The sequence below is a fragment of the Candidatus Riesia pediculicola genome (assembly GCF_002073915.1).
In the GTDB taxonomy this organism is placed as follows: domain Bacteria; phylum Pseudomonadota; class Gammaproteobacteria; order Enterobacterales; family Enterobacteriaceae; genus Riesia; species Riesia pediculicola.
In genome coordinates this window covers 439,897-453,530 of record NZ_CP012841.1, presented here as the reverse complement: position 1 = coordinate 453,530, position 13,634 = coordinate 439,897, and the positions used below count along the sequence as shown (strand labels likewise).

General features: G+C 29.4%; 11 protein-coding genes and 2 tRNA genes. 8 read left to right on the top strand and 5 right to left on the bottom strand.

Annotated features, from left to right (window positions below; translation table 11 throughout):
* Positions 1 to 445 precede the first annotated feature (445 nt).
* Together ftsA and ftsZ are read left to right on the top strand one after the other, a co-directional pair.
* Positions 446 to 1,714 (top strand): cell division protein FtsA, encoded by a 1,269-nt coding sequence (gene ftsA / locus AOE55_RS02155; protein ID WP_013087826.1) that lies wholly within the window; start codon positions 446 to 448, stop codon positions 1,712 to 1,714.
* 36 nt (positions 1,715 to 1,750) lie between these two features.
* The gene (gene ftsZ, locus AOE55_RS02150; protein WP_013087463.1) at positions 1,751 to 2,929 is read left to right on the top strand and encodes a cell division protein FtsZ; all 1,179 of its coding nucleotides are present in this window, start codon (positions 1,751 to 1,753) and stop codon (positions 2,927 to 2,929) included.
* 437 nt (positions 2,930 to 3,366) lie between these two features.
* On the opposite strand, the gene AOE55_RS02140 is transcribed toward ftsZ, so the two are convergent.
* Positions 3,367 to 3,454 (bottom strand) — tRNA-Ser (locus tag AOE55_RS02140).
* A 116-nt stretch (positions 3,455 to 3,570) separates the two neighbouring features.
* Here AOE55_RS02140 and AOE55_RS02135 point away from each other — a divergent pair.
* The 4 genes from AOE55_RS02135 (at position 3,571) to alr (ending at position 8,126) form a co-directional block, all read left to right on the top strand.
* Complete coding sequence (locus AOE55_RS02135; protein WP_013087664.1) at positions 3,571 to 3,897, top strand: TusE/DsrC/DsvC family sulfur relay protein; 327 nt, start codon at positions 3,571 to 3,573, stop codon at positions 3,895 to 3,897.
* Between the two features lie 405 nt (positions 3,898 to 4,302).
* Positions 4,303 to 4,827 (top strand): bifunctional 3-hydroxydecanoyl-ACP dehydratase/trans-2-decenoyl-ACP isomerase, encoded by a 525-nt coding sequence (gene fabA, locus AOE55_RS02130; protein ID WP_013087620.1) that lies wholly within the window; start codon positions 4,303 to 4,305, stop codon positions 4,825 to 4,827.
* A gap of 785 nt (positions 4,828 to 5,612) precedes the next feature.
* Positions 5,613 to 7,025, top strand: a complete 1,413-nt coding sequence (gene dnaB, locus AOE55_RS02125) for a replicative DNA helicase (protein ID WP_013087871.1) — start codon at positions 5,613 to 5,615, stop codon at positions 7,023 to 7,025.
* Positions 7,026 to 7,037: 12 nt separating this feature from the next.
* Complete coding sequence (gene alr / locus AOE55_RS02120) at positions 7,038 to 8,126, top strand: alanine racemase (RefSeq protein ID WP_013087402.1); 1,089 nt, start codon at positions 7,038 to 7,040, stop codon at positions 8,124 to 8,126.
* 44 nt (positions 8,127 to 8,170) lie between these two features.
* Here the strand turns inward: alr and pth are convergent, their stop codons facing one another.
* The 3 genes from pth to ispE form a co-directional block, all read right to left on the bottom strand.
* A complete protein-coding gene (gene pth / locus AOE55_RS02115) occupies positions 8,171 to 8,770 on the bottom strand; it encodes an aminoacyl-tRNA hydrolase (protein WP_080611752.1) in 600 nt (199 codons plus the stop codon).
* 64 nt (positions 8,771 to 8,834) lie between these two features.
* Positions 8,835 to 9,749, bottom strand: coding sequence for a ribose-phosphate pyrophosphokinase (locus AOE55_RS02110; protein WP_080611822.1), 915 nt, complete (start codon positions 9,747 to 9,749; stop codon positions 8,835 to 8,837).
* Positions 9,750 to 9,754: 5 nt separating this feature from the next.
* Positions 9,755 to 10,648, bottom strand: coding sequence for a 4-(cytidine 5'-diphospho)-2-C-methyl-D-erythritol kinase (ispE, locus tag AOE55_RS02105; RefSeq protein WP_013087509.1), 894 nt, complete (start codon positions 10,646 to 10,648; stop codon positions 9,755 to 9,757).
* 518 nt (positions 10,649 to 11,166) lie between these two features.
* On the opposite strand from ispE, the gene prfA reads away from it, so the two are divergent.
* Together prfA and prmC are read left to right on the top strand one after the other, a co-directional pair.
* Positions 11,167 to 12,207: a peptide chain release factor 1 gene (gene prfA, locus AOE55_RS02100; RefSeq protein ID WP_013087675.1), complete on the top strand. Its 1,041-nt coding sequence runs from the start codon at positions 11,167 to 11,169 to the stop codon at positions 12,205 to 12,207.
* Positions 12,208 to 12,309: 102 nt separating this feature from the next.
* Positions 12,310 to 13,050 carry a peptide chain release factor N(5)-glutamine methyltransferase gene (prmC, locus tag AOE55_RS02095; protein WP_080611750.1) on the top strand — a complete coding sequence of 247 codons (741 nt, stop codon included), beginning with the start codon at positions 12,310 to 12,312 and terminating at the stop codon, positions 13,048 to 13,050.
* Between the two features lie 203 nt (positions 13,051 to 13,253).
* On the opposite strand, the gene AOE55_RS02090 is transcribed toward prmC, so the two are convergent.
* Positions 13,254 to 13,339 (bottom strand) — tRNA-Ser (locus tag AOE55_RS02090).
* Between the last annotated feature and the right edge of the window lie 295 nt (positions 13,340 to 13,634).

The following is a 13,634-nucleotide window of genomic DNA, read 5'->3' as shown; positions in this document are numbered from 1 at the left end:
TAAGTTTATCTTATCTTCACAATCAAAAGATGATTTCACAAAATACCAATTTTTTAAAAGAAAATCTTTCAGAAGATAAGAATTGGTATATTCTGAAAAATTCATTGATATAGATGATTTTTTGTTTGATACATTTCTTTATAAGAAAAATCATACTCATTACGAACATAAGATCTTCGAAAGATCCGCTCTAACACATGAATTGAATTTTTCATCGTATGATTCGATGTATTTTGAACGTATTCAAAGATCTATAGAAAATAAGATAAGAACTATTAGAATAGAAGAATGATATAAAAATTCTCCCAAAAATCAATTTTTTACCTTTCAGAGAAAAGATCAAAAAAGATCAAAATATAGATTACGATGAATGAAAAAATCATATAAATTCTAAAAAAAATAAAATTCTGTTCAAAACGTGATTTGAATCCAAAAAATATTCGATATGGCTAAAATAGCAGATAAAAAACTAATAGTTGGGTTAGAGATCGGAACTTACAAAGTATCCTCTTTAGTCGGAGAAATACTTCAAGATGGAACCATTAACGTAATAGGAATTGGAAATGTTCAATCTCAAGGGATGAACAAAGGATATGTAAATAATTTGGAATCGGTCGTGCAATGTATTCGTCAAGTGATTGAACAAGCGGAAATGATGGCCGATTGTCAAGTATCCTCTGTATATTTAGCAATTTCCGGAAAACATATAAATTGTCAAAATGAAATTGGAATCGTTCCAATTCTTTCTAAAGAAGAAGTAACACAAGAAGATGTAGATAATGTAGTTCATACAGCAAAATCAGTTCGTATTAGAGATAAATATGAGATTCTTCATGTCATTCCGCAAGAATATGCAATCGATCATCAAGTAGGTATTAGAAATCCTATAGGATTATCTGGAGTAAGGATACAAGCAAAAGTTCACATCATTACCTGCCACGTAGATATGACAAAAAATTTAATTAAAGCTGTAGAAAGATGTGGAATTAAAGTAGATCAGGTCATATTTTCTGGTTTAGCATCTAGCTATTCAGTTTTAACAGAAGAAGAAAGAGAATTAGGAGTTTGTATGATCGATATCGGAGGAGGAACGATGGATATTGCTATCTATTCTGGAGGTTCTTTACGACATACCAAAGTCATACCCTACGCAGGAAATATAGTAACCAGTGATATTGCATATGTTTTTGGAACATTAATGAATGATGCAGAAATCATTAAGATTAAATATGGATGTGCTTGTAGCAATCTTATTGATAAAGAAGAACAGATCGAGATACCTGATATTTCAGGTAGGTCTTCAACAAAAGTTCTAAAACGTTATTCGTTATCCAAAGTAATAGAACCAAGATACATGGAGCTTCTAGGTTTTGTAAACTCAGAAATTTTACGATTACAAAAACAACTTCGATTTCAATCAGATAAAAGAGATATGATCAAATTTGGAATCGTTTTAACAGGTGGAGGATCTAAGATAGAAGGAATTATTGAGTGTGCTAAAACAGTATTCAAGACGAATCAAGTTAGAATTGGGAAACCATTAAACGTTGCAGGATCGATCAAATATGCAGAAGAGTCAAATTATTCAACAGTGATCGGTCTTTTACATTATGGAAAATATGTTTATTTACAAGATGAATCGAGATGCACAAAGAAAACTTTATTGAATACATGGTTACATAAGGTTATTAATTGGATTAAAAGAGAATTTTAATTACCATTAAATTGTTAAGTGAGGGTAAAAAGAATCATGCTCGAATCAACCGAATCAATCAATGATGCGATCATTAAAGTGATCGGTGTAGGTGGAGGAGGAGGAAATGCTGTCGAATATATGGCGAGAGAAAAGATAGAAGGAGTTGAATTTTTTGTAATCAATACCGATGCGCAAGCCCTAAGAAAAATGTCGATTGGGCAGACAATCCAAATTGGAAACAATCTAACAAAAGGGTTAGGTGCAGGAGCAAATCCAGAAATTGGTAGACAAGCAGCAGAAGAAGATAGAGAGTCGATAAAAAACATATTGGAAGGGGCGGATATGGTGTTCATCGCCTCCGGTATGGGAGGAGGAACTGGTACTGGAGCTTCTCCAGTAATAGCGGAAATCGCAAAAGAACTCAATGTTCTCACTGTTGCAGTTGTAACAAAACCATTCGGATTCGAAGGTAAGAAACGCATGTCTTTTGCAGAAGGTGGTATTTTAGAACTGTCTAAACAAGTCGATTCTTTAATTACTTTACCAAACGATAAATTATTGAAAACTCTCGGAAGAGGAATTTCTTTACTGGATGCTTTTGGCGCAGCTAACGACGTTTTAAAAAACGCTGTACAGGGAATCGCAGAGTTAATTACTAGACCTGGTTTGATGAACGTAGATTTTGCCGATGTCAGAACTGTAATGTCAGAAATGGGAAATGCTATGATGGGTTCTGGATCTGCAAGAGGAGAAGATAGGGCAGAAGAAGCATCTGAAATGGCTATTTTCAGTCCGCTTTTAGAAGATGTTAATTTATCTGGAGCGAGGGGAGTATTAGTTAACATTAATGCAGGTTTTAATCTTAGATTAGATGAATTTGAAACAGTAGGAAATGCAATTCGATCCTTTTCATCTGATAATGCTACGGTAATCATCGGAACTTCTCTCGATCCAGAAATGAATGATGAACTCAGAGTGACCGTAGTCGCTACTGGAATTGGAATGGATTCTCCTCGCAGAAGAAGATCAGAAATTCCCATAATTCATCAGAAAGAAAACGATTCTTTAAGATTCAATTCAGAAAAAAACTATGTCCAACATTTATCTCTGGATTCTAGTAAGGAAAATTATTTTAGTACTGTAAATAAAACAATTGAAAAAAAGCGTTCTTCAGATGAAGAGAAAAAAAATTACTTAGAAATTCCAACATTTTTAAGGAAACAATCTGAGTGAATTAATGGCAATCTTAAATTAGTCAAAGAAAATCGAAATTTTAAGAATATTAAAAATTAAAAATTGATGAGGATAAAAATTTAGGTCATGAAAGTGTGAAATAAAGAAATTCTATAATAAAAGAGAAATTCTTTTTCATCTTATACCATCGAATTATCTTATATAAAAGGGGTCGTAGAAGAATATGATTTTTATTTTGAAAAATCTGTAAAAATTTTATATACGTTTAAAGTATCTCGAATTTGCCAAATACTATTTTTATCTTTTTTAGAAGATTAAAAATCTACGATTTGAAAAAATTATTTTTTCAAACTTTTCGAAGTTTTTTAACACATTTCTTGAAAAAGAAACTTATCTTCTCTTTAAAGAGAATGTCGTCTTTATCCATCAATACTCAATTCATTCTTCCTCTAGAAAATGAAAAAATCATTAATTTCCGGAGGAGAAGAGATTCGAACTCTTGAACAGTTATTCACTGTTGACGGTTTTCAAGACCGTTGCCTTAATCCACTCGGCCACTCCTCCATTAGTAAAATATATCAAATTATCGTAGAATTCAAAAAAATTTTAACATAAAATTCAAATGTTTCTAATTTATTTTTGAAAGTAAAAAATAATTAAAAAACTACGGAAATCGATTTATGAATGAACTTAAAAAAGATTTATATAAAAAAGATAAAGAAGGATTTATTAAATACCCAGAAAATTGGAATCAAAAAGTTGCTTTTGAATTAGCAAAGTTAGAAGGAATTGAATTAACAATGGATCATTGGAAAATAATCAATTTGATAAGAAAATTCTACTTCAAATTTGGTATTTTTCCAAAAATGAGAGACTTGGATGAGTTTCTGTATAAAATGTATGGAAATAGATTGAGTAGCAGAAAATTATATCAATTATTTCCAAAGAATCCGATTTTTCAAGCTTCAAAAATAGCTGGACTCCCTAAACCAACAGTTTGTATTTGATAATATTTTATTTTCAAAAAGTTCATTAAAACCTAATGTTAAAAGAATTTAGTTAAGGTTATCGAAAAACATTTCAAAATAAGAGCATCTCAAGCAGTAAAGTAGAGATTCTTTAATTTTTTATGATGCTTTAAACTTTTTTAGATCTGTATTGAAAAACTCAAATAGAAAATTTTCATTTTGAATATTGATAAAATTTTGTAATAAAAAGGTCTAGTCTTAGTTTAACAAGAAATTAACTAATTAATAATTTTAAAAACATTTTTTTATAAAAAATTATAAAGAATTTTTTTAAAAAAGAACAAGAATGATATGGTTCTCCATTTACTCTTGAAAAGAGTTTTCTAAAACATTTTTGAAAAATATATTGAAGTATTTTCACTTCAACTTAAGAGATCAATTTACATGAATAATCGTAAATCATACTATAAAAAAAAAGAGCTAGAAAGTTCTGGAAGAGGCGAGCTTTTTGGAAAAGGAAGCCCTCCTCTACCAGTTGGAAATATGCTGATGATTGATAAAATTGTTGAAATTAATAAAAATGATGGATTCTTTAAAAGAGGATTTATTCAAGCCGAATTAGACATTGATCCAGAATTTTGGTTTTTTAAATGTCATTTTCTAAATGATCCTGTGATGCCTGGTTGTTTAGGACTCGATGCTATGTGGCAGTTGATAGGATTTTATCTTGGTTGGATCGGTGGAATAGGGAAAGGAAGAGCGTTAGGAGTAGGGGAAGTAAAATTCATTGGACAGGTTTTGCCAACTTGTAAAAAATTAAGTTATTTTGTTCATCTCAAAAGAATCATTAGAAGAAAGCTAATTGTAGGTATTGCCGACGGAGAGGTAAAAGTAGATGATGAATTAATATATCTTGCAAAAGATCTAAAAGTGGGATTATTTCAAGAATGTAACGAGTTTGGAGGTTGATTAGTGAAAAGCATTCTATTTTTCAATTTTTAATTTTTATAAATTCTCGATTCTTACTGAATTTCTCTCCCTTTTGATAGATTATAAAAAAAGTAGAGTCGAGATTTGAAGATCTATCAACTTTTTGGAAAAGATTCAGTAAAGGTAAGAAATCTAATACGCTATTCTATTTTTCATAAAGATTTTTAGCAATCGACATCAGATTTATTTCCTATGAAAATAAACTCAAGAAAAATATTTTAGATCACACACTTTAATCGATTTTTTAAGATATTGAACTCCGTTCTTAACGGACTTTCGATTATTTACAGTAAAATTGAATTTTTAATAGAGTATTTCAAAATTGACTGATCGAAATTTGAAGATTATGTCATTTTTTAGATTTTTTCGATCGATATGATGCATTTTTTTAAAAGATGTTAAGAAAGATATCCTTTTTATCAGGCATCAAAAAACTTTCTTTGATTAAGAAATAAAATGAAATCCATATGTAGAAATTACTTTATCTAAAAGATAACTATGAGCAATTGAAGTAATCCAAAGATTGACTTTATAAAAAAATTTAGTTTCATCATAATAAGGAAACTCTCTATTCGTTCTCAAATTTTTAAAGAAATCTTATCAATATCCATAAGAAATGAGTTACGATTTATATAAAATTGAAAGAGAGTAGATATATCGATCATAGTAAGATACTATAAAGAGATAAGAAGGATATAAAATAATTAATTTTCAATTGAAAGCAATGAAAAATCGTAGAAATGAATTCATTTTCCTAATTAATTATGAAAAAGTACTTTAATAAAAAAGGTAACTCAATCAATTGGGAAGATCATAAAATGATAGGAATCAAAACTCCTCCTTATTCTTTGGAAGCAGAGCAATCCGTACTAGGAGGTTTGATGATTGATAACGAGAAATGGGAGAAGATATCAGAAAAATTGAATAAAAAAGATTTTTTTAGCCATCCTCATAGAATTATATTTTCTGAAATGCAACTTCTCTTTGAGAGAAGAAGTCCGATCGATTTGATCACACTCTCCGAATCATTAAATCAGAAAGAAAATTTAGGAAAAGTTGGAGGATTTGCGTATCTTGCTGAATTAGCAAAGAATATTCCAAGCGTAGCCAATATTAATGCATACGCTAATATCATTCGCGAGAGAGCTATCATCAGGGAAATGATTGAAGTTGCTAATGAAATAGCGGATGCTGGATATGATCCAAAAGGAAGAACCAGTCAAGAACTGATAGATTTAGCAGAATCTCTTATTTTTCAAATTTCTGAAGTTCGGTCGAAACAAGGAAGAGGACCGAAAAGAATTGAAGAAGTTCTTTCTGAAACCGTTCGAAAAATAGAGAAATTACGTCAAAAACCGTACAGTAATTTGACTGGAATATCTACAGGATATAAAGATTTAGATGAAAAAACAGCCGGATTACAAAACTCTGATTTGATCATCATAGCAGCTCGACCTTCGATGGGAAAGACAACTTTTGCAATGAATTTATGTGAGCATGTCGCTATGACAGAAGAAAAACCTGTATTAATATTCAGTCTTGAAATGCCAGCGCATCAAATTATGGTTAGAATGCTATCCTCTCTTTCTAGAGTAGAACAGACAAAAATTAGAACTGGAAGATTAAAAGATGAAGATTGGTCTAGAATTTCCAATACAATAAAATCGCTGATCGAAAAGAATAATATATATATTGATGACTCCTCTGGATTGACACCTACTGAAATTAGATCAAGAGCAAGAAGAATCTACAGAGAAAACAGCGGATTGAGTTTGATAATGATTGACTATCTACAACTAATGAAAGTGCCTTCCATATACGAAAATAGAACATTGGAAATCGCTGAAATTTCTCGTTCTTTAAAATCTTTAGCTAAAGAGTTGAAAATTCCGATTATAGCTTTGTCTCAATTAAATCGAAGTTTGGAACAAAGAGCCGATAAAAAACCAGTTAATTCTGATTTGAGAGAATCAGGATCTATTGAACAAGATGCAGACCTGATCATGTTTATCTACAGAGATGAAATGTATAATGATAACTCTAACCTCAAAGGAATAGCGGAAATCATAATAAGCAAACAGAGAAACGGACCTATTGGAAAGGTTCATCTTACATTCAATGGACAATGGTCGAGGTTTGATAATTATTCAGATATGAGCGATTTATATTACGATTGAAAACGGCTTAATATGAAAATAGCATTAATTCGTAAAAAGGCTTTGATCTATAACATTAAAAAAATTCAAAAATTAACCAATAATAGTCGCATAATTGCCATAGTAAAATCTAATGCATATGGACATGGATCAAAGTTCGTTACAAGAACATTAAAAGATTTTGTAGATTATTTTGGAGTATCTAATATTGAAGAGGCGCATAAAATCGTTGATGATGGTATTAAAAATTCAATCATATCTCTTATGGGTTTTATTAATTATGAAGAATTAAAATTAGCTAGTCAACTTCGTTTGGAAGTTGTAGTTCATAACCACGAACAAATTAATATATTAGAGAAAGAAAAAATAAAATTCCCAATTGCAGTATGGATGAAAATCAACACTGGAATGAACAGATTGGGTTTTCTTCCAGATCAAGCTGTCAAAATATACAATCGATTAAAAAAATGTAAAAATGTAAGAAAGCCAGTCAATACGATAAGTCATTTCAGCAGTGCTAATATTCAAGAACCGTATCTCTTTGATTTTACTCAGCTTCAATTAGATCGATTTAAAAAATTTATAATTGATAAAAATGGGAAAAATTCCATAGCATCTTCTTCTGGAATACTATTTTGGCCGTCTTCTCATCTACGATGGGTTCGGGCAGGAATTATTATGTATGGAATCTCTCCAAAGTTCGGAAGAAATGGAAGGGAATTTGGATTGATTCCAGCTATGAAACTAAAATCAAAATTAATTTCTGTCCGTCAATTTAAACCCGGTCAAACGTTGGGTTACGGACAAAATTGGATCAATAATAGAAAAAAAACATATATTGGAATAGTATCCATAGGATATGGAGATGGTTATCATAGTTGTGATTCAAAGAATTCTTGGGTTCTAATCAACGGAAGAAGAGTGCCTGTTATTGGGTCAATCTTGATGGACATGATTTTTGTAGATCTTGGAGAGCATCTTTGCGACAAAGTGGGAGACGAAGTCATTATATGGGGTGAAAAAAAATTCCCAATTGAGGAAGCATTTAAAGGTCACGATGTATCATGTTTGTATCGATCAGTTTCTCAATTAACTTCTAGGGTTAAAAGAAAATACATATGATCAAAATTATAGATTGGAATTGATATTTAAAAGAACTGGAAAATTTAAAATTTATAATTAATAGAGTTTATATAATTTTGAATCTTGGAAAAGCAAATATCTTTTTGAATGGCAGAATAAAGATAACTTGAAGCTCGATTGATTGCTAGGGAGATCAATTCTCGATCTAGACGATCCGGAAAATTCAAAACAAACTCAGAAACTTTTTGATTTTTATAAGGTCTTCCGATTCCAATTCTTAGGCGATAAAATTCTGAACTTCCCAATTTTTCTTCTACACTTAAAACTCCTTTATGTCCGTTATAACTTCCTCCTATTTTGATCCTTAGTGATCCAGGAGGAAGATCCAATTCATCATGTACAACTAGAATTTTTTTTGGACAAATATGATAAAAGTTACAGAAATGAGAAATAGCAATTCCGTTATTGTTCATATACAGATCTGAAACAAGAAGAAAGACCTTTGAATTGAGAAAAGATAGTTTATCGATTTTTCCAAAAAATTTTTTATTTTGTACTAATTTATTTCCAAATTTTTTAGAAAAAAATTTCACAAATAATTCTCCAACATTATGTCTAGTTCCAGAGTATCTTTTAGGATTAGATAATCCAGCTATCAGTTTAAACAAACAATTCGCTCTCATGAGATAATATAAAGTATAAAACCTACGGAAATCTATTCGCTAGATTTTACATTCTAGAAAAATATTACATTTCACAACTAATTTTTTTAATAGATTCAGATAATATAAAAGATGTAGTTAAATATCGAACGTTTTTAAAACCTTTAATTTTTTTGGATATTGGAATTGTATCGCATACAATCATTTCATCTATGAAAGAATTATTAATCTTCTCTAAAGAGTCTCCAGAAAATACCGGATGAGTAGCATATGCAATTACCTTAAGAGCTCCTTTCTTTTTTAACATCTCAGCTGTACTGCATAAAGTAGACCCAGTATCTACTATGTCATCTACTATTATACAATCTCGATCTTTAACATTTCCAATAATTTGAAGAGTTTTTGAAGTATTTGCTCTAGGTCTATTTTTGTCAGAAACAGCTATTTCTATGTTTCCAAAAAGTTTTGCAATCGTTCTAGCTCGAGTAATTCCACCGATATCAGGAGAAACGATAATTGGATCATATAATTTTTTTGATCGAATATCTTCTAATATCACTTCGCTTCCAGAGATATTCTCAATAGGTATGTTAAAAAATCCCTGTATCTGTTCTGTATGTAAATCCACTGTCAATACTCTATTAGTTCCAACAACAGATAAAATATCCGCTACTATTTTCGCAGCAATTGGAGTCTTAGTAGAACCAGTTTTTCTATCTTGTCTAGCATAACCGAAATATGGAATAACTGCAGTAATTCTTCTTGCAGAAGCTCTATATAATGAATCAATCATTAATACTAGTTCCATCAAATGATCGTTAACTGGAAAACAAGTAGATTGAATGACAAAAACATCTTTTCCTCGAACACTATCTTTTATATTGATATTGGTTTCTCCGTCACTAAACTTTCCAATATTTACATCACTTAATTCAGTATATAAATATTTCGAAATTTTTCTTGATAATTTTAATACAGAACTTCCAGAAAAAATTTTTATTTTCATTATATATGATCTTCTCGTTTAAATTTTTCTTTCATTATGTAACTTTTAAATGTATACAAAGGAGAATCGTTAGCTCCCTCGGCCACAAAACATTCCATCCATTTCGGAATACTCTTTAATATTTTCAATGCATCTGATTTTGAAGAAAACTGAACAAAAATACAAGATCCTGTTCCTGTCATGATAGGAGATAGAGACTTTTTTTTAAACCAATTTATGCATTTTTTTACTTCAGGAAAAGAATGTTTTACAAATTCTTCCAAATCGTTTTGATATTTATTGTTTAAAAGGATTTCTCTAGGAATTCTATCAGATATTTTTTTTAGATTTAATTTTTTGAAAATTTCTTTAGTAGATACAGAAACTTTAGGATATGCTATTAAATACCATTTCGGAATTATTTGAATTGGATGAAGATTTTGTCCAATACCTTCTCCAATAGAAGTTTTTCCATTAACAAAAAATGGAACATCTGCTCCTAAATTGCTTGAAATACTACATAAAATTCTTTTTGATATCTTTGTTCTCCAATGATAATTCAAAGCTACTAAAGTAGTAGCAGCATTAGAAGATCCGCCCCCTAATCCTGATCCAATTGGTAGAACTTTCTTAACATAAATGTTTACTCCAGAAAATTTTTTTTCTGGAAAATTATTCATACAGTACTTTTGAAATAAAGAAGCTGCTTGTAAGATTAAGTTATTTTTGATCAAACCTTTAAATTTCGAATTGTATAACAGTTTAATTTTTTCATCTCTTCTTTCATTGATCCCGATCGTATCTCCGTAGTTCAAAAAATGATATAAGGTTTGTATTTCATGATATCCATCTTCTCTTTTTTTATTTACCCTGAAAAATAAATTAATTTTAGCAGGAGAGGGCCAGAATATCATTTTTAATAAATTACTCCAATAATACGAAGAACTAATATAATTTTTTTAGATAAAGGATTAAATTTTTAGTTCTATTTATTCTTCTTTTAATTTTACACAATATAGACGATGATAAAGATTAAACAATTGATTAAAAGAATGTATCATAAAAATTCAATTCAAAAAATCAAAAACTTGTTTATTGTACTATACTTTAAAATAAATTTTTTGGTTATTTACTGTGAATTTTCAGTAAACATATGTACGTTTGAATATTTTATATCGAAATAGAAGATTAAATGGAATGTGTTTTTAATTTTTATTGAAAATAATTTTTCTATTTCATTTGAAGATCTCTAAAATCTTTTAAAATTGACTCATAAAAATATAAAAATTGAAGAATATTTAGAAAAATACAAAAATTTTTATGAAAAAATCAACAATCTACTTTCCAAAAAATCAAAAATATATCTAATATGTAAAAATTATTTAATTCAAACAATTTTTACTGTTACTAACTTCTTAAAAATTTTTATGTTATGAAAAAATCGATATTTGAAGAATATCAGAAAATTAAGAAAAAATTTAAGACAATTCAGAAGAACTTTCTAAATAAATCATCTATTTATAATTCAAAATCTCGTCCCTCTTTACAGAGGGAATACACAAAACTGTTTAAAATTATATCTAATTTTAAAAAGATTGAATCTATCCGAAAAGAAATAGAGGAAATCAAAAAGTTGATACTCGATGAAGAATTGAAAAGTTTAGCTTTGGAAGAACTCAATAAATTGATTAATTTAAAGAAAAAAGTAGAAAATAGATTACGAAATCAATTAACTCCAAAGGATCAGAACGATCGAAAAGATTGTTTTTTGGAAATTAAGGCGGGAACTGGAGGTAGCGAAGCAGCTATTTTTGCAAAGGATCTCTTTAGAATGTATTGTAAATATGCAGAATCTTGTTCCTGGAAAGTGGAAATTATCAGCATCAATGAAATCGAGTCTGGTTCAGGATATAAAGAAATCATTGCCAAAATTTCTGGAAAAGAAGTATATAGGAAATTGAAATTTGAATCTGGAGGACATCGGGTACAAAGAATACCAGAGACAGAATCAAGAGGAAGAATTCACACTTCCTCTTGTAAAGTAGCGATACTTTTAAAAGTTGATGCTTCTGAAATCAAAATTAATCAAAACGATATAAGAATAGACACTTTTCGTTCTTCTGGAGCAGGAGGTCAACATGTGAATACGACAAACTCTGCAATTCGAGTTACTCACATTCCAACAGGAATTTCTGTGGAATGCCAAGATGAGCGTTCTCAACATAAAAACAGAGCTAAAGCTATGTCTGTATTATTAGCTAGGTTGAAAAATCTAGAATTGAAGAAGGTTGCTCAGGAAAAATCTTATAAAAAAAAGTTTTTGTTTGGATCTGGAGAAAGATCTGATAGGATTCGAACTTATAACTTTCAAAGAGGAACGATAGTAGATCATAGAACTAATTCAGTTACGTATCAGATAAACGAAGTCATGAATGGAAAACTTGAGATCTTAATTGGTAAAATAGTTAACTGATAAAAATAATATTTAGATTGATATGAAATGTAAATTTTGGTTGGATTATGCATTTAAAAAATTGATTTTTAAAAGAGAAGCGATGATTTTTTTAGAACACGTATTAAAAAAAAAACTGATATCATCGTAAATCCGGAAAGAAAAATTACTCTAGACCAACAAAAGAAACTTCAGAAACTATTACTTTTAAGAAATATAGGATTTCCAGTAGCATATTTAATTAAAGAGAAAGAATTTTGGTCTCTACCTTTATTGGTATCCAATGTTACTATGATACCGAGACCTGAAACAGAACATTTAGTAGAGTTGGCTCTAAAATTAGCAAATAAAAAGAAAGGATTAAAAATATTAGACTTAGGAGCTGGAGCTGGTCCCATATCTCTGGCTCTAGCCAAGGAGTTACAAAGCTCTTTTATAGTGGGAACAGATATCGATGAATCAGTTATTTCTATCGCAAGAGCTAATGCTTCTAATTTATCAATTAGAAATGTAAAATTCTTAAAAAGTAATTGGTTTGATTGCTTTCATAAAAAGAAAAAAAAGTTTGATTTAATAGTTAGTAATCCTCCTTACATCTCAAAAGATGATCCCTGTCTAAAGTTTGGAGATCTTCGTTATGAACCAAGAAGAGCTTTGATTTCGAGCAACAATGGTCTATTTGATATAAGAATTATTGTTAAAGATTCGAAAAAATTTTTAAAAAAGAACGGATGGTTATTAATAGAGCACGGATGTAATCAGGGAAAAAAAGTAAGAGAATTTTTTATAAAATCTTCTTATCAAAAAATAAAAACAATTCAGGACTATAGCGGAAAAGAAAGAGTTACTTTCGGACGATATTAAAATCGTACTATAAGATCTTAAAGATATAAAACAAAGAAGAAGCACTCCGATTTCTTCAAAAATATTCTTCAAATTTTCTTAACGATATTAAAAAGATTTTCTAATTCTATTCTTTAATTAGAAAGACCCTCTTGATTTCAAGAATATTCTGATGAGTCAGAAAAATATACAAAAAAATTTTTTAAAAGATACGTATTTTTAAACGGTGAGAGAGGGATTCGAACCCTCGGTATATATCATATACTCGTACTTTCCAAGTACGTTCCTTAATCCACTCGGACATCTCACCAAAACAAGAAGTTAATGAACACAGTTAAAAATTCAAGAACTTTAGTCGTTGTAAATGTTTTTAATCTTTAAAATAAAAGTTGTTTAAAGATAATTCTGAAAAACCAATTCTCATACTAAAATACTTCATGGACTCAATTATATTTTTTGGTTCGAAAAATCTTCAATCAGATAAGTTGAGAAATATTTCTTTTTACTTTACAAATATCTTTTTAAAAGACATCTTAATTGATATTTCAGGAAGTTGGATGACTCTTCTCTTAAAAAGTTCATATAAATTCTTACACAATGATTAA